This is a genomic window from Gardnerella sp. DNF01157, assembly GCF_049244225.1.
In the GTDB taxonomy this organism is placed as follows: Bacteria; Actinomycetota; Actinomycetes; order Actinomycetales; family Bifidobacteriaceae; genus Bifidobacterium; species Bifidobacterium leopoldii.
In genome coordinates, this window is record NZ_CP058388.1 from 243,832 (window position 1) to 270,050 (window position 26,219).

A 26,219-nucleotide genomic window follows, 5' to 3' on the forward strand; every position below is an offset into this window, starting at 1 on the left:
CTTATCCAAATCGACGAGAAGGAAACATCATGACAACATACTTTTTCGACCAACTCGCTAATAATCCGCACGCACTCGTGTTTGCAGGTCAGTCAACTCCGTGGGTTGAAGCTTTGCGCGAGCTTAGTTCAGACGAAGAATTAAACGCAGAACTTCACGAGTATGAAGCAGGCGCAAAAGCTTTGCTATCGCCAATTTATTCTGAGCTTTTAGCAAATGCAGGCGGCGACATAAACGTGTTTGACGCGCTAGAAAATAAGCATATTAACGCTGCAAACGCGCTTCTTAGTGTGCCTGGAATTACGCTTGCACAGTTCGGTGCAGTGCGCGACTTAACAAATCTTGGATACAACTTTGAAGTAAACAAGCCGTGCGCAGTTTTGGGTCATTCTCAAGGCGTAATCGCAGCAGAAATGGTAAAAGCTCGCATAAAAGCAAAGTCTTGGCAGAAGGCTCGTGCTCAAATCGAAGAGTTACTCGCAATTGCCTACTTAATTGGAGCTGCAGGAGATCGTGAATCTCGAATGCTTGAAATTACTGGTGACGGCGAGCATACGCCAATGCTGTCACTTAAAGGAGTTACTAAAAAGCAGGCAGAAGCGTTAATTTCCCGCGTAGAGCGCACGCGCGGTGAAGTGTCAATTGCTGTTAAAAACGCTTACAATCACGTGGTTATTGCAGGATACCCGGAAGATATGGAAGCTGTTGCAAACGAAGCGCAAAAAGAAACAAAGCGTTCGAAAAAATTGCGCGAAATGAAAGTTCGCGGTGGAGCTGTATTTGCGCCAGTTGCTGAATATTTGGATGTTACAGTGCCATTCCATTCGCCAATGCTTCAATCTGCAGTTGAGCAGGTAGTAGAGTGGGCAAATGAGGCTGGTTTGAACACTACAGTTGCTCGCGAATTGGCTGATGCAGTGCTTGTAACTCCTGTTGATTGGGCTACGCAAATTGGCGAAGTTTTGGAGCAAAACGACGCGCGCTCGCTTTGGATTTTAGACATGGGTCCTAGCGAAGTTCTCGGAAAGCTTACTGGAGTACTTGTGCAAGGAACCGGCGCTGGAATAGTAGAGGCTACTACCTTGCGCTCGCGTGCAGAGCTTTCGACAGCTGACTCTGCTTCTGAGCCAGAGCGTACGGGCTGCTGGGCTGATTTTGCGCCTCGAGTAATCAACACGCCTGCAGGACGCAAAGTACTTACCAAATTTAGCAAGCTTACAGGCAAAGCTCCTGTGCTTCTTGCAGGAATGACACCAACGACAGTAGAGCCGGAAATCGTTGCTGCAGCAGCAAATGCAGGCTACTGGGCTGAGCTTGCTGGCGGCGGTCAAGTAACTGCAGAAGTTTTCGATCGTCATATGAAGTCGCTTGAAAATCAGCTTCGTGAAGGCGCAACTATTGAATTTAACGCCATGTTTATGGATCGCTACCTGTGGAATTTGCAATTTGGTTCGAAGCGAATCGTGCCAAAAAAGAGGCAGTCGGGAGCTCCTATTGATGGTGTAGTTATTTCTGCAGGCATTCCAGAACTTGACGAAGCCAAGGAATTAGTAGCATCCTTGCAAGCTGATGGATTCCCTTACGTAACATTTAAGCCTGGAACAGTTGACCAAATTCGTCAAGTTGTGCGAATTGCTAAGGCTGTTGCTCCAGCAACGATTATTGTGCAGGTTGAGGGCGGTGCTGCAGGAGGTCACCATTCGTGGGAATCTCTTGACGATTTGCTTATGACAACTTACGCGCAAGTGCGCGAGTGCGAAAATTTGGTGCTTGTTGCAGGTGGCGGTATTGGCACTCCTGAGCGTGCTGCAGACTACATTTCTGGTGAATGGGCGAATGAATACGGTTTGCCAAATATGCCAGTTGATGCTGTAATGATTGGCACAGCTGCAATGACAGCAAAAGAAGCGCATACAAGCCCTGAAGTAAAGCGTATGCTTGTGGAAACTCCGGGTATTGCGATGCCAAAATCTTCTAGCATTGAAGGTTTTGATGAGGATCCGTTCGCGCCAATGGGTGAGCGTTGGGTGCCTTCTGGCAAAGTGATTGGCGGTGTGACGAGTGGTTTAAGCCATTTGCACGCAGATATTTACGAGTTAGAAAACGCTTCTGCTCGCTGCGGTAGATTGCTCGTTCATATGATGAAACATCCTGAAGAGCTTGAATCACGTCGCGATGAAGTAATCGAAGCGCTTAACTCTACTGCAAAGCCATATTTTGGTGACGTAGAAAGCATGACTTACTTGCAATTTGCTCAACGTTTCCTAGATTTGGCATACCCTTGGGTGGATCCGACTTACGCAGATCGCTACATGCATTTGTTACAGCGTATTGAAGCGCGTTTAATTAATCAAGATTCAGGCGAATTTACTTCTATTCTGCCTTCTATTGAAGAAGTTTCTAAGCACCCTCAAGCTGCTTTATATACGCTGATTGATGCGTTGCCTCAAGCTCGCGAGATGAACGTTGTGCCAATGGATGCCGCTTGGTTCCCAACTTTGGTGCGCGAATACCCTAAGCCAATGCCATTCGTGCCAGTTATTGACAACGATTTGTTGCGTTGGTGGGGTCAAGATCAGCTTTGGCAGTCGGAAGATTCGCGTTACTCGGCAGATGCTGTGCGCGTAATTCCAGGACCGATTTCCGTGGCTGGAATTACGACTATGGATGAGCCGATTGCCGATATTCTGGGACGTTTTGAAGCAGCTGTGCTCAATCGTGCAGAATCTGGAGCTGAAACTGGAGTAGAAGCAGAAAATAAGGAAAATGCGGCGAGCAAGTCTTCAAAATCTGCTTTTAGTCAGATTGCTGATGCTAAAAACGTTGAAGCTTACGTGCGCGCATGCCCGAATATTTCTTGGGTTGGTCATGTAACTGCAAACCCTGCTTACGGAACGTCTTTAGGAGACGAAAATTACGTAATTACAGTAACTTCTAGTAATAATGACGTAATTTCGCTTGATTTAGATATTAAGCTAGATACATTCTGGGATAATCAAGAAAATCAGGAAGCAAAACACTCTACAAAAAATGCTGCAAACTCGCCAAAACGCAAGCATGCAGTACGAGATATTGTAATTCCGCTAACTGTTGACGCAAGTCAAGCTGGAAGCATACCAGTAGTTGACCGCGAGCGCTTGCCAAAGCACGTGTACGAAATGCTTGCAGCAACCGCAGGTATTGGAAATACAGCGATTACTGGCGATGTGCTTGACGCTATGCCTAAGGTTGAAACAGTAAAAGAAGATGGCAGTTTGGCAAAATTGCCGGAAGATTTGCTCGCAGAAGGTTATAGAGATTTCCCGTTTGGATTGGTTCATTCTTCCTATACTTTCTCAAGAAATCTTGGAATTGATCACGAGTCTGCTACTGCTGGAAGACTTCCAGATGGATTGCTTGCTTCTCGCATTGTGCCAGACGCGTTAGTAGGTCCTGCTTGGCCGACTATTTACTCGGCTTTGGGTTCCGTAATGGTTGATGGATACCCGATTATTGAGGGTCTGCTTAACGCTGTTCACCTAGATCATTTAGTAGAACTTGACGTCGATGCTGAAGATTTTAAAAAGTATGTCGACAAGCGAATTAATTTGCTCGGCTGGGCTGAGCCGTATGCAGAATCTGCTTCCGGACGCGTGGTAACTATTCACGTAGTGCATACTGCTGCAGATGGAACTCGTTTGGCTCACGAAACTGAGCGTTTTGCTATTCGTGGACGAAGCTTCAGCAACGCGCTTCCTGCTCCAGCTGCGCAATATGGCGAAGCTGCAGGATTGCACGGATATGAAATTGAAGACACGCCTCGCAGAGCTTTACGCAGAGTAGTCGTTCGCGCTCCTCACGATATGACCGCTTTTGCGCGTACTTCTGGAGATTTCAACCCAATTCACACTTCTAAGCGAGGTGCTGCAATTTCCGGGCTTTCTGCTCCTTTGGTACACGGTATGTGGCTTTCTGCAACAGCTCAGCATGTGGCTCAAGCAGTTGATGAAAAAGGTGCTCGCTACGAGCTCATTGGCTGGTCCTACAACATGTACGGCATGGTCCAACTTGATGACGAAGTAGAAATCACAGTTGAACGCGTTGGAAAAGTTCGTCGCGGCGGTCTCGCTTTGGAAGTTACATGCAGAGTTGATGGGCAAATCGTGTCTAAAGCAAGCGCACTTACTCGCGCTCCACGTGCAGCATTCGTATACCCAGGTCAGGGTATCCAAAAGCAAGGAATGTCGCTGGATGAGCGCGCAAAGTCACCTGCAGTGCGCGATACTTGGGAGCGAGCAGACAAGCTTACTCGCGAAAAGCTTGGATTCTCAATCCTCGCAGTCGTGCGCGATAATCCAAAGGAGCTTACTGCTCACGGCGTAACTTATCACCATCCTGAAGGATTGCTTAATTTAACGCAATTTACGCAAGTTGCGCTCGCAACAGTTGCCTTTGCGCAAACCGCGCGTTTGCGTGAAGCAGGATGCGATATTTGGCCTGCTTACTTTGCAGGACATTCGCTTGGCGAATACAATGCTTTGAGCTCCTTCGCGCAAATTATTCCACTCGAAACTGTGCTTGAATTGGTGTTCCACCGCGGATCTACAATGCATCACTTGATTGAGCGCGATGCGCAAGGTCGCTCGAACTACCGCATGGGTGCGCTTCGACCAAACCAGTTTGGAGTGTCAGACGAAGGCGTGAACGCTTACGTTGATGGCATTTCCAAGGCTACTGGCGAATTCTTGCAAATTGTAAACTACAACTTGGCAGGTCAGCAGTACGCAATTGCTGGAACTATTAAAGGCTTGAAGGCATTGGCGGCAGACGCTTCTAAGCGCGCTAAGGAGTATGGCGGCAAACCTCCATTCATGTTTGTTCCAGGAATTGACGTGCCGTTCCACTCTCGAATTCTTCGAAAGGGTGTGCCGGAATTCCGCGACAAGCTCGATTCGCTGCTACCGAAGCATATTGATTACTCTGTGCTTGTAGACCGTTACATTCCAAACCTCGTGGCTTGCCCGTTTGAGCTTACGCGAGAATTTGCGCAAAAGATCTTGGATGTTGTGCCATCTGAGCGCATTGAAGCAGCTTTGGAAGATGAAACTACGTGGAAATCTTATGCAGAGGATGAGCAGAAGCTCGGTAGATTGCTTCTTACGGAGCTTCTTTCATGGCAGTTCGCTTCTCCAGTTCGCTGGATTGAAACGCAGGCTCTTATGTTTGCCGATCGCGCTCGCGGTGGTCTTGGTGTTGAAGAGTACGTTGAAGTTGGTTTAGGAAATGCGCCAACTTTGGCAAATCTTGGTGCTAAAACTCTTGCTTTGCCGGAGTTTAGTGGCGAAAAAGTGACTGTTTACAACGTTGGTCGTGATGAAGGCCGCGTTTATATGACTGACACTGATTCGCTTGTGCCTGAAGTGTTTACTGAGGAAGATAGTCAAGAAGCAAGTAGCATTGCTGATGCGACTGCTGCTCCTGCAGCTCCTGCAGCAAATGTTGTCTCTGCTGCTCCTGCGGCTTCTGCTTCTGCAGCTAATGCAGCAGCAAGCGGACCTGTAGCAGACTTGCCATTCAAAGCATCCGACGCAATCTCAATGCTTATTGCGTATAGTGCAAAAATCCGTCTTGACCAAATCGGCGACACTGATACAACTGATACGCTTACAAACGGCGTATCTTCGCGCAGAAACCAGCTTCTTATGGATATTAGTTCCGAGCTTGGCGTGGCAAGCGTGGATGGTGCTGCAGAAGCTCCAATGAGTGCGCTTAAAAAGTTAGTTGATTCGGTTGCTCCGCGCTATAAGGCTTTTGGTGCTGTGCTTTCCGATATTGTGCGCGAACGTTTGCGTGCGCTTTTCGGTGCAGCCGGTGTGAAACCAGCGCAAATTGACAAGCGAATCTCTGAAGTTTGGCAGCTTGGCGAAGGCTGGCGTGCGCACGTTCTTGCGGCTTTGGTTTTGCAAACGCGTGAAGGTGCTAGCGTGCGCGGTGAAAATCTTGCGCAACTTTCAACTGATCCTGCAAAGAATACTGCTGCAGCTGACGCTTTAATCGACGCAGCAATTGCGCAAGTTGCTCAAGCTCACGGCGTTAGCGTTTCTCAGCCTGGTGCTGCTGGCGGCGCAGGCGGTGCTGTTGTTGATTCTGCAGCTCTTGACGCTTTCGCTCAGCAGGTTGTTGGCGCAGATGGCGTACTTGCTGCAACTGCTAAGTTTGTGCTAGCAAAGCTTGGTGTTGAGGCTCCTAAAGCAGAAACTGAAAGTGACGAAAATGCTGCTGTTGTGTCTGCTGTTGAAGCTGAGCTTGGTGCGGATTGGCCAAAGCAGGTGGCTCCTCGATTTGATGAGCGTAAGGCAATTCTTTTCGACGACCGCTGGGCTTCGGCTCGCGAAGACGTTGCTCGCTTGTACTACAAGTATGCTGGAAAGAATGTTGATATTCAGGTAAATGAAGTTTCTGAAATCTTAAATGATTTTGGTAGTTTCCTTGGTGCAGGGGAAGCAGTAGCTTCGGAAGCTGAGTGGTTTGCAAGTCTTTCTAAATCTCGCGAATTAAACAATCTTGCAACAATATTTAATGATATTGCTCACGATTCTCGCACTAAACTTGCGCAAAACAACGCTGATACTGCTCAAGCGACTCGTTTTGCAGGAGAAGTTGCAGTAGTTACAGGTGTTGCTCCTAATTCGATTGCTGCTCGCGTAGTAACGGGCTTGCTTAAGGGTGGAGCTACGGTTATCGCAACTTCGCACAGTTTCAAGCCGAGCGTTAAGTCTTGGGCGAAGAAAGCGTATCGCGAAAACGCTCAAATGGGCGCAAAGTTGTGGCTTGTTCCAGCAAACTTGTCTAGCTACCGCGATGTTGACGCGCTTGTAAAGTGGGTTGGCACAGTTTCGAAGAAAGTTAGCGGCGCAACTACTACTATTTTGAAGCCTGCTTACGAGCCGAGCATGTTCTTCCCGTTTGCAGCGCCTCCAGTTCACGGCACTTTGGCTGATTCTGGTTCGCTTTTTGAATCGCAATCGCGCTTAATGCTGTGGGGAGTGGAGCGTGCAATCGCCGGATTTGCGCAAATTGGAGCAGATACGGATGTGCAACATCGTATGCACGTTGTGTTACCTGGCTCTCCAAACCGCGGTATGTTTGGCGGCGATGGTGCTTATGGCGAAGTCAAGAGTGCTTTCGATGCGATTGTGAACCGTGCGCATGCAGAAAGTGTGTGGTCGGATCGCGTGACTTTTGCGCATCCTAAGATTGGATGGGTGCGTGGAACCGGCTTGATGGGTGGAAATGATCCGCTTGTGGCTGTAGTTGAACGTCATGGCTTAACTACCTACTCAACGCAAGAAATGGCAGATCGTTTGCTCGATTTGTGCACGAAGGAAGCGCGCGAACAGGCTGCAATTGCGCCTTTGGACGTTGATCTTACGGGTGGATTAGGCAAGGAGCCTCTTGATTTGAATGCTCTTCGTGCAGAAGCGTTGGAAGATCAGAAGCGTGCGGAAGCTGAGGAAGAAGCGGTGGAAGCTGTAGAAGAAGCTGCAGAATCTTCTGCTAAATCAACTGCTAAATCAACCAACAAAGCACTTCCTACCCCTTACGTGCCAACTCAGCCGCGAGTCAACTTGGCTGATTGGAAGAACGTAACAGCGCGTCCAGAAGACGAAATTGTAATCGTCTCAGTCGGCGAGCTTGGACCGTGGGGTTCCGGACGTACTCGTTTCGAAGCAGAACTTGGAATTCGCGAAGATGGATCCGTGGAGCTTTCTGCAGGAGCAGTGCTGGAATTGGCTTGGAATATGGGCTTGCTTACTTGGCAGGATTCACCAAAGCCAGGCTGGTACGATGCGGACGGCACGCTTGTTCCAGAAGAAGATATTGCAGAGAAATATCGCGATGAAGTAGTTGCGCGCTCCGGTATTCGACCATTCGAAACCGGCATGGGTGGCGACTACAAGGATGGAGCGAACGAAGAAGAAGCAGAAATCTTCCTCGATCACGACGTGAGCTTCAGCGTTCCAACAGAAACAATTGCGCGCGAATATGTGGCACTTGACGAATCGCACACTGAAATTGCTCGCGATGCAGAATCTGGCGAATGGACTGTTACGCGCAAGGCAGGTTCTATGATTCGCGTACCGCGTAGGGCTGCAATGACCAGAACCGTCGGTGGACAATTCCCTAAGGGCTTCGATCCGCTGAAGTGGGGTATTCCAGCTTCGATGGTTGGAAGTGTTGACACGATTGCGTTGTGGAATATTGTCACAACTGTAGACGCTTACATTTCTGCTGGTTTCACACCTTCGGAGATTTTGCAATCTGTGCATCCGTCAATGGTTGCTTCCACGCAAGGAACCGGTTTCGGTGGCATGAGCTCAATGCGAAAACTGTACTTGGATCGCTTCCTTAACCACGAAATTCCTACGGACGTACTGCAAGAGGCGCTTCCAAACGTTGTTGCAGCTCACGTAATGCAAACCTATATCGGCGGCTACGGAAATATGGTTCAGCCGGTGTCTGCATGCGCAACTGCAGCGGTTTCGCTCGAAGAAGGCGTCGACAAGATTGCTCTCGGCAAAGCTGACTTCGTAGTAACTGGCGCAATTGACGATATCGGCGTGGAATCCGTAGTTGGCTTCGGCAATATGAACGCAACTGCCAATAGCGAAGAAATGTATGCGAAGGGCATCGATCCACGATTCTTCTCTCGCGCAAACGATCGCAGACGCGGCGGCTTCCTGGAAGCTCAAGGTGGCGGTACGATTTTGGTTACGCGTGGCGATATTGCTTTGAAGCTTGGCTTGCCTGTTGCTGGTGTGGTTGGTTTCATTCACTCCTACGCTGACGGCATTCACACTTCTATTCCTGCTCCGGGCTTGGGTGCTTTGGCTGCGGGCATGGGTGGAGCTAAGTCTAAGCTCGTGCGTGATTTGGCAGCTCTCGGCGTTACTCCGGACGATATTGCTGTGGTTTCTAAGCACGATACGTCTACGAATGCAAACGATCCGAACGAATCCGAGCTGCACAATACTCTTGCGCACGCAATCGGACGTACGGACGGAAATCCGCTGTTCGTAATCAGCCAAAAGACGCTGACCGGGCACGCAAAGGGTGGCGCGTGCATCTTCCAAATCAACGGTTTGACGCAACTGTTTAGAAGTGGCGTAATTCCTGGAAACGCATCACTTGACTGCGTGGATCCTAAGCTTGCGCGCGACGACCACATGGTTTGGTTGCGTGAGCCGATGCGGATTGGCGATGGTGCAGGTTCTTGTGCAGTGAAGGCTGCTCTCGCAACTTCGCTCGGCTTCGGTCATGTTAGCGGATTTGTGGCATTAGTTCACCCTGGTGCTTTTGAGGCTGCTGTGGCTGCTAGCGCAGGTGTTGATGCGCTTAAGAATTGGCGTACCAAGGCAAATGCGCGTTTGGCTGCAGGTCAGAGGCGATTTGAGGAAGGCATGATGGGCCGATCTGCTTTATTCGAGCCTGTTGAGAATCGTCACTTGCTGAAGGATGGCACGCGCCTTCCGGATGGCACTCGCTACGACGGTCACGAAGCAGAAAAGGCGATGTTGCTTAATCCTGAAGCTCGCCTTAACGCTAATGGATACTACTGCTGAGCCTAAGTAGTTGCAAATGTAAAGAAAAGGTCGGATTTTAGCTTAAATCCGACCTAAATTTTACAGGCGTGTAAAATAAAGGTCGTTTTTTAGGCGAAATCCGGCAGAAACTTTACGTCCGTTGTGCACTTCGCGCGCTGCGCTTTGAGCACTACAGTATGTCAACGCGAAATAGTGGGCAAAAACCTGTATATTAAAATGCTCTGTGGTTGAGTAGTTATCGCAATTTGCGAATTTTCTCTTCCACAGAGCATTTAGTTATTTAGTTATTTGGTTTATTTAGTTTTGTGGTTTATGCTGACTATTTCCCAGCATGTACGCCTTACTTGCGCTTCCTTTTGCGAGCAATAACAGCAATCGCTCCACCTATTGCTACTGCAAATGCTGCAACAGCTCCTGCAGCAGCAATAGCGGCTCCAGTGTTACTCAGATTTGAAGTAGTAACCTTACCGGATGAGTGCCGTGCCGGAGCGTTATTTGCTACGTTCTTCGCGTTGCTTGCATTTTGCTTTACAGAGTCTGAATCAGACTTATTCTCATTAGATTCTTGAGTTTTAGCAGTTTGGGTTTGCTGCTTATTGTCCTTAGAATCTTGCTCTTGTTCCTTCTTGTCGCTTTGATTTTGCTCAGTAGGTTCTTCTGGAAGTTGCTCAGGAAGAACGTCAGGAAGCTTATCAGGAAGCGGTGAAGGAGACGGCAAAGGAGACGGCGTTGGGTTTCCTGTTGGGTTCGCTCCAGCTATGCCTGTTACTTCTGGAGAAGTAGTTTCACCCTTCTTCGATTTCGCAGTGATTTGGGTATTGTCTTTTATCTTATTCGCTGGAATCGTTACTTTACCAGTAGTTGGATCAACTGTTACGCCTTCTGGAGCTTTTCCGTCAAACGTCCACTTGCCGTCCGTTCCTTTCTTCACTCTGATTGTTACGAGTGTAGAAGGAGTGGTATCAGGCGCTGGAGTTGGGGTAGGTGTTGGGGTAGGTGTTGGTGTTGGTGTTGGAACCAACGGGGAACCAGGAATAGAGATTCCAGGTATTTCACCAGCCGCTCCAGTTCCTTCAGGAGTGTATGTAATCTCCATAGAATCAGCGTCAGATGGTGGTGTAACAGTTGCAGAGCCCTGCTCGGCACCATCTTGTGGTGTTACCACAAGTGGCCTGTCTGTTGGGATAGGCGTTGGAGTTGGTGCAGGCTTCTCCTTTTCGCCAACTTTAGCAGTTACCACTTCTGACTTGCTCTTGCCAGTCTTATCGCTACTGTCTTCTGATTGCGCAGTAATAGTGCTACCGTGCTTAATCTTGTTTGCTGGAATCGTAACAACGCCAGTTTGCGGATCAACAGTCACGCCGTTAGGTGCAGAGCCGTCAATCTTCCACTCATGCTTATCGCCTTCAGCAACAACGGTAATCGTTGCGGTTGTTTCACTGCCTTCTGGCGTGTAGGTAATTACAACCTTGTTGACACGAGTATCCGTGAGATCCGGCGTTACGCTAGCGCCACCATTGGTTGGAGTGTCAATCTTTGGCTTAGTAATATTTCCGCCGATAGTAATATTTACACTATTGCCCGTCTTTGCATCATCACCCTTACCATTGGTTGGCGTGAGGGTGACGATAGCACCAGGCTTTTGCTTCGGGATAGTAATAGTGAAGTTGCCATCTTTATCTGCAACGCCACTTCCTATTTCCTTGCCCTTTTCGTCGGTAACAATTACCTTCGCGCCTGGAAGCGTCTTTCCAGTGATGATTTGTTTAGTAGAATCATATGGATTGTCTTTTAGCGTTTGCTTGGTAATCTGCGGAGTCTTAAAGCCGGTTACAGCAGTAGCAGGATCAGATGGTTTATCCGTCTTGTTCTTAGCTACTGCAGTAATAGTGCTACCGTCTTCCAAGTCTTTTGCCGGAATCGTAACAACGCCAGTTTGCGGATCAACAGTTACACCTTCTGGAGTGTCTCCGTCAATCTTCCACGTGCCGTCATCACCCTTCTTGACAATAATTGTCTGTTCTGGCTTTTCTGGACCGTTAAGCGGATTTGGCTTGTCGTTAATCACAATCTTGACAACGTTTTCATCGCCGTGTGGCGGTGTTACAGTTACGTTTCCGCTGTTCTTGTGATCGTCGGTTGGTACCGTAATCTTTGGCTTTTGTGGCTTAGCAGTAACTTTTACTTCTACTGGAGTGCCTTCGTTATTACCCTTGCTTGGAACAAGCTCGAGTTTTGTACCAGGATCCTTCTTATCGATTTCGATAGTGAAGTTTCCGTCTTTGTTGGCATCTCCAGTACCAACAGTATTACCGTCATTGTCTTTGACAGTTACTGTGTTTCCTGGCTGAGTTTTACCAGTAATAGTGGTCTTATCAGGCTTATCTGGTGTGTTCTCGGCTTTGTCATCGTTGATAAATGGCTTGTCTTTATCCACAACGTTTACTTTTACTGTTACATTCACAGGAGTTGTAATATCCGGAATATTTACAACAACAGTTCCAGTTTGCTCACCAGTACTAGACGTTGATGGCTTACCGCTAGTTGCCCAAGTAAATGTGGTTTTCTCAGGGAAGTCACCATTATTGGCAATCATGTCTTTTGGATCCGGCAAAGCGGAGTCTTTTTGCACGTTTACCGTCTTGCCTTTTGGATTTGGCACAACGAGCACGTTGACTGGAATGTCAACATCTGGCTCGCCATCCACCTTAACAGTCACAATTCCTGGCTGGTTGCCAGTCTTTGACGTATCAGGCTTCTTCTTCCAAGAAATATTAGCATCCTTAGGTAGATTATTAATAACATCCTTTGGCTGAGGAGTGGTATCCTTGCCGTCAGTCTTTTGCAGCACGGTTACGTCTTTTCCTTCAGGAGATGCTGTAACAGTAATTGTTACAGGCACTTCTTGAGGCTTTTGTCCTGGAACAGTTACCACAACGTTTACTGTTTTTTCGCCAGTTGTAGATGTGTCTGGCTTGCCAGACTTTCCGTCTTTGCCTGTACCCCAAGTAAAGGTAGTTCCGTCTGGGAACTTATCCTTGTTCTCAATGCTGTTCTTAGGATCAGGATCGCTGTTCTGAATAACGGAGGTGTCCTTTGCCTTAGGCTCAGGAGTTACGTTCACAGTAACTTCTACATCAGCAGAAGTTCCAGGCTTTCCATTTACACCTGGAACAGTGACGGTTATTGTGCCTTTCTTGTTGTTGCCAGACTGTTTAGTATCTGGCTTAGTTTTCCACTCGAACTTAGTGCCCTTAGGGAACTTATTCTTATCGGTAGAATCCTTGATAACATCACTTGCGATTGGGAAATCTGTTCCATTTTGTGGAATGTTCACAATATTCGCTTCTGGCGTTGGCAAAACATTAACCGTTACAGGCACCTCTACAGGGGATTGACCTGGGAGGGTAACAATAATCTTGCTGTTCTTTTTGCCAGTATTGTTAGTGTCCGGTGTATCTTCCTTACTCCACTCGAACTGAGTGCCATCAGGGAATTTACTATTATTGCTAGAATCCTTAATAACATCTTCAGCTTCTGGCAACTTGCCTTTTTGTAGCACGTTGACTTCAGATGCAGTTGGGTCAACAACGTTTACAGTCACTGGCACTTCTTGAGAAGGCTGATCTGGAACTGTTACAACAACAGTGCCTTGCTTGTTTCCAGCTGTCTTGGTGTCTGGCTTGCTGTCTTTATTCCACTCGAAGGTGGTTCCATCAGGGAACTTATCCTTATTGGAAATCATGTCTTCTGGCTTAGGTTCCGCATCCTTTGGCACAGTCACAACTTGCGGTGTAGCAGTTGGAGCCTTAATAATTACAGGCACGTTGATCACGGTTTTTGATCCATCCGGATACGTAATTGTTACAGGCACTTCAAACTTGCCAGCCTTATCTCCAGCAGGAATCTTATCCTTATCGCCATCAGCAATAGAGTAAGTTAGCTTATTTTTTTCGCCTGCTGGCCAAGTAGGAACGCTTACTTTGTCGATAATTTCTTTATCCGAAGGCTTTTGACCATTCTCTTTTTCAAGATTATCTGCCTTAGGTGGGTAAAGCTCAGACTGCTTATTGCTAATAGTTACTGGAACATCAACAGTGTCAGTCGTGCCATCTGGGTATGTGACTTTAACTTCAACAGGGTAGTTTCCAGGAGTCTTACCATCTGGAAGCTTTTTGTTAGAATCGTTCAACTCAATCGTTAACTTATCCTTGTCTGCTTCTGGCCAATGAGGAACAGTTACATTCTTAGTTACATCATCAGATGTAACCTGCTTGCCAAACGGCTTAACAACAGGCTTTGCTGTTGGCTCGAAAGTATCCGACTGCTTATTCTTAATAGTCACATCAACAGTAACTTCATCAGTTGTTTTATCTGGGTACGTGACCTTAACCTTAACGTGATAAGTGCCAGGCTTTGTGCCGCTTGGGATTGTCTCGCCTGTAACAATTTCATATTTTGGCTTATTATCGGATTTTTCTGGCCAATCTGTAACGTTTACTGCATTAGTAATCGCTTTCTTAATTGTCTCTTCGTTACTGCCATACGGCTCTTCCACAGGGTCAACGTTCGGAGTATATTCGTCTGCGTTTGTATTTGTTACAATAACAGGAACCTGTACGGTTGTGGTAGTGCCGTCTTCATACTTAATAGTTACAGGAACATTAGTTGTACCAGTCTTGTCTGTGTTTGGAATCTTATCCTTAGCTACAGTAATAGTTGGCTGCTTCTTAGTTTTATCGACACCAGTACTGACGTGGTTCTTGATTTCATCTTCACTTGGCTTATTTGTATTGTCTTTATTGCGCTTCAACTCTATAGGAGTTGCAGAAGCCTTATGAGTCACGTTATCTGGTTGTTCAACTGTTACAGGAACTTCCACATGATCCTCAGAACCGTCAGGATACTTAACAGTAACCTTAATGTTTACGGTTCCAGGAGTCTTAGTGTTGATAGGTGTTTGACCTTTATCAACTGTAATTGTTGTACCAGTTGGTTGGTTTGGAACAGTGACTTTAGCAATGATGTCAGTGTCAGAAGGACCACTTTCTCCATACTTTTTAGTGATTCCGCTGTCAACCTTTGGCGTGTGAGTTTCGCTCTGAGGCTTTCCTACAGTAACCTTTACCGTTGCATGATCCTTAGAACCATCTTTATACGTAATTGTTACAGGAATATCAAACGTGCCAGACTGAGTGCCATCTGGAACAGTCTTAGCCTTGTCGTCAATAGCAATACTTGCACCTTCTGGAAGCCTTGTAAGGTCGGTTGTTTCGCCGTTCTTCTTTAATTTAATACCCTTACCAGTGCCAATACCAGTAATCTTGCTGAATATACCTGTATTCGGCGTCTTATTGTAGTCAATGTTAATTGTTTGACCTTCTGGCGTATAAGTTTCGCTTTGTGGATTCAGCACCTTAACAGTTACTGTTGCAACGTCACTAGATCCATCCGAATACGTAACCTTAACTTGTACTTGGCTCTCGCCAGGTTTATCGGTGCTTGGAACGGAACTGTTGTTTACGATAGTTACCGTTGGCTTATTTTTATCGTCGGGTTTTGTTGTACTTTTCCACTTAAGACCGTTGTTGTCACCAAAGGATGTAACCTTTTTCTTCAATTCTTCCGCACTAGAGTGCCAAGACACTTCAATTGTTTTGCCTTCAGGCTCAAAATCGTTTGAATCTTTCTGAATTTTTACAGGAACTTCCACTTTTTCTGTTGACTTATCTGGGTAATGAATTGTTACAGGAATAGTGTAATTTCCATTCTTAGTAGGAATATTGCCAACATCAAATGTTATGCCGTCTTTTTTGATTGGCGTATTTGGATTGTCATATTTTGTTATGGTAATCGCGTTGGTAATTGCGTTGTTATCCTTAGGATTATCGACTTGCTTGGCAGTGGCATTGTGCTCTTCAGCATCCGTGTATACGGAAATCTGAACCTTTATCTTGGACGTATTGCCAGCTTCGTCTTTAACAACAAGATCACGAGACCACTTGTTTGCATCAGGATTCGTATTATTAGCGCGATTAGCAGTACCTGTAATAGTAATTTTTGCAGGCTTTTCCGCAGAATTCTTATCTTTATCAGTGATACTAATCTTGCTGCCAGTTATTTCCTTAGGCAAAGCCGAACCAAATTCCGCACTCTTAATCTTTCCGCTGTTGTCATAAGCGTTGATATCAATGCTGAACTGCTTGCCCTTATGCACCTTGAACTGGTAGTATTCAGGTGTTTTATCGGTATCTGCTCTCTTTGCCTTATTGGTGCTAGGTGTGTTAATAACAGGCGCAATATTGTCCTTAACGGTAACAGTTGTAGTAACGTCTTTAGTTGAGCCGTCTGCAAAAGTTATGCGAACTTTAGCTTCTGTTTGTTCGCCAGGCTTATTCCAATCAGGCTCCTTAATCCAAGAGTAGGTAGCGTCGCTAGGTAGTTTTTCTAGTGACTTTGGATCGACTCCGCTCTTAGGATCCGGATGCTTTGTGCCGTCGCTCATGTTGTACGTTACAGGATTGTTTTTAACGTCACCATATTTCTCGGACTGTGTTTTAACAATAAACTTCACCGTAACTTCAGTAGTATTGCCCGAAGGATCCACCGCCATTAAGGTACTCGTATACGTGTCAGGCTTAGTGTTAATTGGCGTTATATTGTTAAGAGTCAAAGTCTTAGGTTTTGCAGTTGTGCCATCTCCGGTAGTTGTGCCAGTTGTTTCGCCTGGAACAGATGGCTTCAACGTCAAAGTTGTAACGTTGCCGCTGTTGTCTGTTGAAGTAATCTTAATATCGTTCTTATCGCCGCGGTACGTAGTGATAGTGAATACTTGTGCGTGTTTTGGCCCATCAGGGTATGTGCCGTTAATGGTGTTATATGTGCCACCTTTGCCCTTTTGCTGAATCGCAACTTTAGGACTTTCGCTATCCTTAACAGTTACTTTAACGTCAACAGTTTCAACGCGCGGATTCTTTGGGTCGTTAGTAGGAATAGTTACAATAACTGTTCCAGACTTTTCTTTGCCAACAGTGGAAGTGTCCGGTTTGCCATTCTTTGCCCAAGCAAACGTAGTCCCTTTTGGAAGCTTGCGACTATTGGCAATAGCTTTCTTTGCATCTTTGTCGTCTAGCTGGTGACCTAAGTCAACAGTAATATTCTTTGACTTAATGTCTTCTTTTTTCTCCACTTTTACAGCCACAGTTTTTTCTACTTTGTTACCAGCAGCATCAGTTGCGGAGAACGTAAGAGTATAAGTGCCAACTTCTTCAGGCTTAAAGCCGGAGAAGCTGTACGTAAACTCTTTTTCTGTATTAGTATTCTTCGTGTAGGCAGTTTTTGCACGAGACATGTTAGCAATAATTTTATTGAAATCAGTTCCAGAAAATGCTGTAGTTGCTGTTGCTGTGTCAATAGACTCAATCTTTACATCATCTTTTGCAATAAGATTAATCTTAAGATCTTCGCCAACTTTTACTGTAACGCTATTAGGACCAGTAAGTGTTGGAGCAGTATTGTCTTTACTAGCGTTTTTAGCGTCGCTTTCTTCAGAGCTTACGGAATCTGCAGTAGTAGTTACTGCAGTAACATTTCCTTCAGGAATGCCGTTAGCAACTGTAATCGTAACTTTGCCATCGTTGCCAACTTTTCCAGTTCCAATTTGATTGCCCTTGCTATCTTTAAGCGTTACAGTGCTTCCAGCTGTGCCAGGACCAGCATCAACTACAACTTCCTTGCCCTTTACGCCTGCAACACCAGTCAAATCAGTCTCAATTGTAGGTTTCTTAGGCTTAACTGTAAAAGTAACCTTTTCTTCCGCAGTACTGTCGTCATTAAACGTGACTTTAGCAGTGTAAGTTCTCTTTCCGGCAACATCTGTGGAAGGTTCGCCATTAACCCACTCTGCGCTCTTGATTTTCTTATTTTTAACTTCGTTATCTGTTAAGCCAAGATATTTCTTAGCGTCAACCTTGTTTCCTGTTTTAGTAAGAGTGTCGCCAACATTTACTTTAACTTCGTGATCTTTCAGCTCGCTCTTATGTTGCAAAGCGAGTGGTTTCCTAATGTTTACAGGAATTGTAACAACATGATACGAATTATCAGAGTATACAACTTTTGCAGATGCATTGTTTTGGAGAGTATCTTTTCCATTAAAGTATTCTTTTGGAATGTTGGTTTGTGGGAAGTCGTTAAAAACAAGCTTACCGCCGCCCTTAATGCCAGTAACGTGAGGTTTTAAATCATCTTCGGTAAGCGTATGCCCCCAATCAACAGTAATTGGGGTAGCGGTTGGCGAAGGATACTTCTGGTTCAGATTTTTAAGATGTACTGTAACTTTCTTTTCTACTTTGTTTCCAGAAGCGTCGGTTGCAGAGACAGTAACCGTGTAGTCAGTATTTGCTGGCGTGTTGCCGTTCTTATATTCAAACTTAACTCTATTAACAACATGGTTGTGATGCTTAGCTTCAGTTGCTTCCATGCCATTACTGTTTTCAGTGACATCGCCCTTACCGTTAGGAAGACCGTTAACTGAGAAGCTATTAACCTTTCCGCTGTCATCTGATGTGCCGAAAGTGATTGTAGGAATATCTCCCTGATATACGGTTATGCTGTTGTTTGAATCGCTAATCTCTTTGCCATTAAAATACAGCTTTGGAGGGATTTTATCGCTTTTTGTGCGCTTAAGATTTGGTTCACTCCAGCGCTCGCGACCAGAAATAAATGTATATGCGGAGTTAGTAGTAGTTCCATAACTACTCGTATTTGCTAATGTATAAGCATCTTGAATGTCCTCAAGAGTGACTCCTTGACGTAATTTTACTTTGCAATGCATGTGTACTGCGTAGTTGACGTTTGTGGTTCTTAAACCAATGCCATAACTGTACTTACTGTAAACACCTTTCAGTGTTGTAGCATTGCTAATGACTCCGTCGCCTGCATTGTTGTGGAAAGTAGCATTCAAATCTTGTCTGTTGCTGGCTCCCATACGTATACCTAAGGTATACAAATAGATAGAACCATTGTGATCATTATCTCTTCCTAAGAAACCAGTAACAAATGATTTACTATTATCTTTTTCGAACAAGCTAATGTCGCGTGAAAGAACAGCATTTGTCATTTGTGGATTAGCTTGATTGCGTTTATAGAAATCAAAGGAAACATTGCTTAATGTGTCACCTTTGTAAGAACCGTTACTATTTAAATCTGCAATTGCATAAGGAATCTGCCACATATATTGGTGTTGTGTAGAATGGGTGACCATAGATTTACCATCGTTGTTAAAGAACACATCGAAGACTAGGTATTGGTCGTTTCCGTTCTTTTCAAGATGTGCGTACATATCCGATTTCTTGGTGGTGTTATCGTATTCACCTAAATCGGCTGTTGAACCAGTGTTTCCATTGCTGTTAGCAAAGCGATACCTCTGGAACTCAAGAATATTTGGCGCGTGCAACCAAGGAGTAGTAGTGTCTGCGCTACGCACTTCTTGCGCAAAAGCTGCCGTAGTTGGAGGAAGAAGAATATTAGAGGATGCGAGGATTGGCTGACCGCCTAAGCAAGTGGCGGCAGTAAGAACTGTGGCAAGTGTGCTCAATGACACCTTGCGCATGGTAGCAGACGCGGAAGTTGCGTTCGTTTTTGCTGCGTAATATGCGCATGTGTTTGCAAATGCGCTCGTAGCTTTTTTGCTAGAGAGCTTTTTGCGAGTGTTATTTGCCATAGTATTCCCCTTGTTTTGGTTTTAACTTTTACTTCTATGAGTGCGTTTTATTCTAAACTTATGTCCATTTTTTCTATACTTATTCGTTATTTTTTCATAACGAATACTGGCATAAATATTTATGCGCATACACATAATTCATAATATTATACAGTATTTTATTAAAGTTTATATAATTTTTTTATTGTTAGATATATAACAACTTTAAAATTTTCTGCCGGGGGGGGGGGTGCTCTATGTATAAAATATTGTCATAACGACGGATTATTTAAAATTATCTAAAATTTTGTCGTTTTATAGTAATTTATTCGCATATGAATTAATCGCACTCGTAGCGTTTCTCACGCACATGCTTAAGCAGGTCGTAGCGTGCGTAATTTTCTGGCGTTTGCTGTCGTTTTTGTAGTTTTGGAAAACATTTGCCGGTGATTTTTTCGGCGTTTGCTACTGCAGTAAAGAATCACGTAAGTGATTGTTGATTTAAATATATTTTATACAAGATTTTATATAGTATTTTTGCGTAGAGCATAAAAATGTCAAAATATGTTATGTGTTGACGCTTAATTAATTAATTAATGTTGTATGTGTTGCATGGCTTACATATGTTGTATAATCGCATTGTTTGTCTTATCGTTTGACAATCGAAATTATTTGGAAAGCTTTATGAGCTACATGGAATTGTATTACTTGTATTGCTTTTGCAGATGGAGGGAAAATGGACGAAAATAACCAGCAGGTTCCGCAAGCTCAGCCGGTTCCTCAAGCTCAGCCAGTCCAACAGACTTACACTCAGCCAGTCCAACAGCAGCCATACGCTCAGCAGCCTCAGCAGTCTTATGCTCAGCAACCTCAGCAACCGTATGCTCAGCCTGCTCAACAGCAGCCATACGCTCAGCAGCCTTATGCTCAGCAGCCTCAGCAGCCTCAGCAGCCATATGGTCAGCAACCAATGTATATTCAGCAGGCTCCTGTTTCAGGCTTGGCTGTTGCATCATTAGTTCTTGGAATTATTGGTACCATATTTGCTTGGGTACCTGTATTCACTATTATTTGGTGGGTTTTGGGTATTCTGTCTGTTATTTTTGCTGTTCTTGCAATGCGTAACACCAAGGCTGGTGTTCCAGGTGCCAAGCGTGGTCACGGTATGGCTGTTGCAGGATTGGTTCTTGGAATTATAACTATTATTATTGCTGCTTATATTCAAATTACTGTGGTCAGCAAGATTGATGCCTTTGTTAACGGTGTGAATGATTTGCAGAGCAGCTATTCTCGTTCTTATAATTATTAAATTCGCATAAAGTAATTTTGTAATAATAAGTTCTTTAGTAATAATTAAAAATTTACTTGTAAAGGCGGGTGTTGTGCATCCGCCTTTACTTTTTACCTAACGAAATATGCTTATATAGTAATAATAGTATGCAATTTAAAAGTAGGTGCGCATAAAAGTAGGTGCGTGTAAAACATGTGCCATTCTAAAAGTATGTATATGTACTAAAAGTAGGTGTGTATGATTGCAGGAATAGGGCACGACTTGGTAAACGTTGCGCAGTTTGCTCAGCAGATGCAGGATGGCAATGGTTGGCGTGCGCTGTTTTCTGTGCGAGAGCTTCGACAATGTGATCTTCGTGCGCAAGTGAAGAATGATGAGAAAGCTTTACATATTGCAGCACGTTGGGCTGGCAAAGAAGCTGTGGTTAAAGCGTGGTCCGAGGCGTTATGCACAATAAATAACCCTTATCCATATACTCTGGATAACATGCCATGGGCGAGTATTGAGATTCTTAACGATTCCCATGGTTGCCCGCGCGTTATTCTCAGCGCAGATGTGCATTCGCAACTTGTAAAATCGCTTTTCAGTGCGCACAACGAGTGCGTAGATAGTAGCGAGCATATAGATAATATTCGTTGGCATATTTCGCTTAGTCATGACGGATTATTAGACGATAATTCAGCTTTCGCATCAGCTGTTGTAATGCTTGAAGTCTTATAAGAAAAGATACAATATAAGAAAAATATGTTTTGTGCACTTGTGTCGATGTCACAAGCATCTGTATACTTGAACGAGTCGATATTTGTGCGTGAATATTTCGTGCAAGTATGGTGCGTAATTGCGGACGTAGCTCAATGGTAGAGTCTCAGTCTTCCAAACTGATTACGCGGGTCCGATTCCCGTCGTCCGCTCCATTTTTATTTTTACTTTACGTTTTGCAATTTTCTTTTTAATGGTTTATTTATTTCAGTTTTTGTAAAAATCGCACATTTTTGCATATTATTTTCACATTTCTATTGAATTTATGCTTGTTATTAGGGTGCTATTGCTATGGTAGTAGCGGAGAAACACGTAAAAAACATGTCTGGAGGACTCGTGGGACAGATTATCGTACGTGTATTAGCTGGATTAGTGTCGGCTGCTACTGCTTTCACTATGAATGTCGTTGCGCCGCAAAAATCTTCATCGATTGAACATGTGAATACTAATGTGCGTGCTAATGTGCATATCAAAGGTGTTGTTAAGCCTATTATTCAATCACATTCTGGCACTGTGTATCAAAGCTCGTTTATTGATAATGAGTATGGTGCGCATTGGAGCGATGCTGATGGCACTACGGCTTTTATCGATGGAAATGATGATGTGTTTGTCAATAACGCTAAGGCGGTTATTGACGTTTCTGAGCATCAAAAAGAAATTGATTGGGATGCTGTAAAAGCTTCTGGAGTAGATGGTGCGATTATTCGTATTAGCTATGGCTGGGATAATGGCTATGACAAGCAAGCTTTGCGCAATATTAGCGAATGCAAGCGTCTTGGTATTCCATTCGGCATTTATATGTATTCTTATGCTGAAAAAGCTGAAGATGGTGCTGCTGAAGGTGCCGACATTGTAAATCTTTTACAGGGTGCTGGAGTAAGTCCTCAAGATTTAACGTATCCTGTTTATTACGATTTGGAAAAGTGGAACTGGAGTGGTCATAAACCACCAACATCCCCATATGTTTACCAGGATATTGTTGCTTCCTGGTGGAATCAGTTAGTTTCTGCAGGTTACCATAAGCTCGGCGTTTACTCTTATACAAATTATTTGAGAGGACCATTAAATTCTCAGTATATTCACGAGCGTACAAGCTGGGTTGCTAGCTACGGTTCTCGTGTAGGCTTCCCTATTTCTACAGCATTGCGCGGATGGCAGTACACTTCCGACGGCAGCGTTGACGGAATTGATGGTCGCGTTGATTTGAACGCATTTGGCATGGCTGATGGCAGCGAAATCAATGGTGTTTCTGAGTTTGGTAACACGATTACTAACACCAGCACGAATTCTTCGCAAGAAGTTGGAGACGGCTGGAAAGTAAGTAAGAAAGCAAATCGCCGCGATCTTTGGACCAACGGAGATAAAAGCTTTATTCTTCAGTACGAATTGCGCGACTCTTACTACAAGCACGGCGGCTATGGTCGTCTTGGTGCTCCTGTTGCAGACGAAGAAAACTTGGGAGGCGGCTGGTGGCGTCAGCGTTGCCAGCATGGCGACGTGTTTACACAGGGTCGAGATAAGAAGTACGTGATTCAGTACGAATTGCGCGACTCTTACTACAAGCACGGCGGCTATGGTCGTCTTGGTGCTCCTGTTGCAGACGAAGAAAACTTGGGAGGCGGCTGGTGGCGTCAGCGTTGCCAGCATGGCGACGTGTTTACACAGGGTCGAGATAAGAAGTACGTGATTCAGTACGAATTGCGCGACTCTTACTACAAGCACGGCGGCTATGGTCGTCTTGGTGCTCCTGTTGCCGATGAGGAGAATATGGGTGCTGGCTGGTGGCGTCAGCAATGCAAGAACGGTGACGTTTGGACGCACGGCAAAGACATTAAGTACGTGATTCAGTTCGAGTTACGCGACTCTTACCAAGGGCATCGTGGTGCTGCTTGGCTTGGCGCTCCTGTTGCCGAAGAGGAAAACATGGGCGGCGGCTGGTGGCGTCAGCGTTGCCAGAATGGTGACGTTTGGACGCATGGTAAGGATAAGAAGTTTGTTCTTATGTTCAATCTTCGTAAAGATTACTACGCTCGCGGCGGCTTCGAAAAGCTCGGTGCTCCTGTTGAAGATGAGCATTATGACGGTAATGGTATTTGGCGTCAAACTTGCCAAAAGGCTACATTGCAAGCTAAGTAATTAAGTTTACTAATCTAATAAAGTGGCCGGTGTGCTCAACAGCATGCTGGCCATTTTTATATAGTTTATTTTACATTTTGTTTCATGTTGCGCGAGTTTTATTTTCGATATTCTTTAGTATCGTCTATGAGTTTTGACTGACGTTCTTGTTCTTTTGTTTTGACGAGGCTGGAAAATTTGTGTTTGCTCTTATAGCGCTCGTACACTTTGCGTGTACTCGCTGCTGAGCTTGCGTTGAAAGCACACCGTGCTTTCAACTTGAGCAAGCTCACGCTCCGAGTTGCCTTCGCGCGCTACGCTTTAAGCGCTACGGCAGGTCGTCGCGCAAATCAGCGACCAATCGTAAATAAATCACTCCACTTAAGGAATAAATCAGGGTTTACGTTTTGTATATCTGCAGACGGTTCAGTATGATTACTGAATACTAATAAACCAACTATTACAATAGTTGCTGCTGCACAAAGCACAGCTGGAATATACAAACGCAAAGACGATTGCTCAGCAATTGCACAATCTTTTTCACAAGTAATATCAATATCTTTGCTATAAGGCTTAACTCTGTGAAGCATACTCATTATTGCAATCAAAATGAATATAATAATCGAATCGCAATAGTAGCGGTACAAATTGCCGCCTAAACAGTAGTTAAGATACAGCAGCAAGAAGGATGCTACTAATCCAACAACTGTCATAATATACTCAATTTTTTGCATAAACTTACGTCTTAATGTAAACATCCACCAGAAGAGTGGAATCATCATAAGACCGAAAATCATATGCGTGTAGAAAGAATTTCCATAACCTTGATTATTTGCCCAAGGTATAGAGATATATGGGAAATTTTCCGAAATATTAAAAGGTTTTAAGAAATAATTAAGGAAAATATCGCGAATCTTAGTAGGGTCAAAAGATTTACTATTAAATCGCAAATCGAAATTAGTAAGTTGCTCTTCATTGCCAAAATTAAAGAAAGACTTAAAACGCAAGTAGTTATAAGCTAATATTCCAGCTACACCTACGATTGCAGGAACAAGGAAGCTTGAAGCCGCAGCAACGCGATTTGCAATACTTCGTTTCGCGTCAAATAATAGCGCAATAAACAGCGGTGCTATAAAAGCAACAACTGGAATGCACGCGTTTGGCCTTGATCCACACTGTAAAGCAAGACTTATGCCAGCGAGCGCAAAAAGCGTGTATCCAGCGCGCGGATGAGTTGCGTGAAGTCGCACAGCTTTAAGAGAAGCGTATACGAATAAGATCCCGAACAGTATTGCGCTAAGCAGAGGCATATAGTAAAGGGATGCTGAAGATTGCAAGTAGAAGATTAAGCATCCAAATGGGAAGGCTGCTGCAGAAAGCAAAAACAGGCAGTAATTGGTACGTATTGCAAAGAATTCAACAACTTCTCTAAGAAGCGCGAACATAGACGGAATAATCGCAACTGCAAATATTGTAACAACTAATATTGCGGAAGGAACTGCATGTGGGAAGAGCAGATTAAAAGGCAAGTAAGTGAGCAGGAATGGTACTATGCCAAAGTAGCAGTAGTAATGATTGTTGTGGAATACCACATCCCAAGGTATGGATACTCCTTTAGAACCCAAGTCCATGCGTTGACCCCAACTAAACGGGTTTGCGGATTCTACTAATTCTTTAGGTGGCTGCTGCAGCAGAGCCAAAGAGTTTGATTTCCAAGCTTTAAGCTGCTCAGTGTACGGATTTCCGTTGACGCGATCGTATAAGTCAGACGGGAATGGCACTCGTATGCCGTGGCCGTGATATACAACAAAGCACAGGTAGAGCGAGAATCCCATAAGCATTGCGCATACTGCCCAAAAAACTATATTTTGTGCAAGATTGTGGCGGTCGTAGTTAAGCAAATACCACTTTTTCTTGTATACCAAGAATATAAGTGAGCTTGCAACGAAAAGTATTGCCCACATTCCAAAGTTTATGTGCAGCGCAAAAGGCGGATTTACTGTTACAGCTTTGAGTGTAAAAGGAGCTCCTGTTTGGTTGAAGTGTAAGCGAACTTTATAAGCGTCTCCGTGGCTTTCAAATCGAAGTGTTCTAGTGTTGTGTTTTCCTGTAGACATTTGGAAAGAGTCTGCTAGAGTGTACGCGTTTGGAGCTATGCCGAAGTCTTCGATCTCAACAGTTCCTGTAACTAGTGTTACTGGTTTTGTTTGCTCTAACTCAATTTTTATAGCTTTAGTAGCGGAGTTGATGTCGCTTAATATTACATCTGATCCAGAAGTTGGAATATTTATTGTATTTCCAACTATATGAGCTTGATCTTTAGTTTCTTTTTTGCCTGTTTGCGCATTATAGCTGCTGGAGTCTGGTATTGATGCGTTAACTAGAGCAAGTTGTTTTTCTGCATAATTTTTAGAACTATAGGAAAGATATAGATTACTGAAGAAGAAAATAGTAACAAGTCCAGTAATTACAAATATTGTTATAAAGGGTAATATTTTGCGCAATAATGCGTGGGTTTTTAAAAAGTTTTGCATATTTTGTATAGATGTCATTATTTTTAGTAGAAAACTCTGCATTATGCGCGTACTTTTTTCGTTTGTGCTGTTTTCATGCATTTCGCTTTTTGTCGCTATTGCTGCCACTATTTACCCCACATTATTGTGCGTATCGGTTCTCAAATCTGTTACTTTTAAAGCAAGTATATTGCAAACGCATGGCAAGTAGCGCGAATACTTACCGCTTTATGTATTTTACGATCAATGACAATGAA

Annotated in this window: 7 protein-coding genes and 1 tRNA gene; 5 read left to right on the top strand and 3 right to left on the bottom strand. The window is 44.5% G+C overall.

The features are described 5' to 3' along the window. Positions 1-29 precede the first annotated feature (29 nt). Complete coding sequence (locus HXT38_RS00950; protein ID WP_421791884.1) at positions 30-9,602, top strand: fatty acid synthase subunit beta domain-containing protein; 9,573 nt, start codon at positions 30-32, stop codon at positions 9,600-9,602. Between the two features lie 322 nt (positions 9,603-9,924). Here HXT38_RS00950 and HXT38_RS00955 read toward each other — a convergent pair whose 3' ends face one another. Both HXT38_RS00955 and HXT38_RS00960 read right to left on the bottom strand, forming a co-directional pair. After that, positions 9,925-19,305 (bottom strand): Rib/alpha-like domain-containing protein, encoded by a 9,381-nt coding sequence (locus HXT38_RS00955; RefSeq protein ID WP_421791886.1) that lies wholly within the window; start codon positions 19,303-19,305, stop codon positions 9,925-9,927. A gap of 683 nt (positions 19,306-19,988) precedes the next feature. Continuing rightward, complete coding sequence (locus HXT38_RS00960; protein WP_421791888.1) at positions 19,989-20,255, bottom strand: hypothetical protein; 267 nt, start codon at positions 20,253-20,255, stop codon at positions 19,989-19,991. Between HXT38_RS00960 and HXT38_RS00965 the strand changes: the two genes are divergently transcribed. The 4 genes from HXT38_RS00965 to HXT38_RS00980 all read left to right on the top strand — a co-directional run bounded on the left by HXT38_RS00965 (position 20,255) and on the right by HXT38_RS00980 (position 23,470). After that, complete coding sequence (locus HXT38_RS00965) at positions 20,255-20,593, top strand: DUF4190 domain-containing protein (RefSeq protein WP_004106304.1); 339 nt, start codon at positions 20,255-20,257, stop codon at positions 20,591-20,593. The two genes, HXT38_RS00960 and HXT38_RS00965, sit on opposite strands and share 1 nt — an antisense overlap. A 219-nt stretch (positions 20,594-20,812) precedes the next feature. Beyond that, positions 20,813-21,295, top strand: coding sequence for a 4'-phosphopantetheinyl transferase superfamily protein (locus tag HXT38_RS00970; protein WP_174191618.1), 483 nt, complete (start codon positions 20,813-20,815; stop codon positions 21,293-21,295). Between the two features lie 120 nt (positions 21,296-21,415). After that, positions 21,416-21,489, top strand: a tRNA-Gly gene (locus tag HXT38_RS00975). A gap of 136 nt (positions 21,490-21,625) precedes the next feature. Beyond that, a complete protein-coding gene (locus HXT38_RS00980; protein ID WP_421781010.1) occupies positions 21,626-23,470 on the top strand; it encodes a GH25 family lysozyme in 1,845 nt (614 codons plus the stop codon). A 329-nt stretch (positions 23,471-23,799) separates the two neighbouring features. Here the strand turns inward: HXT38_RS00980 and HXT38_RS00985 are convergent, their stop codons facing one another. Then, positions 23,800-25,983: a hypothetical protein gene (locus tag HXT38_RS00985; RefSeq protein WP_217428663.1), complete on the bottom strand. Its 2,184-nt coding sequence runs from the start codon at positions 25,981-25,983 to the stop codon at positions 23,800-23,802. Between the last annotated feature and the right edge of the window lie 236 nt (positions 25,984-26,219).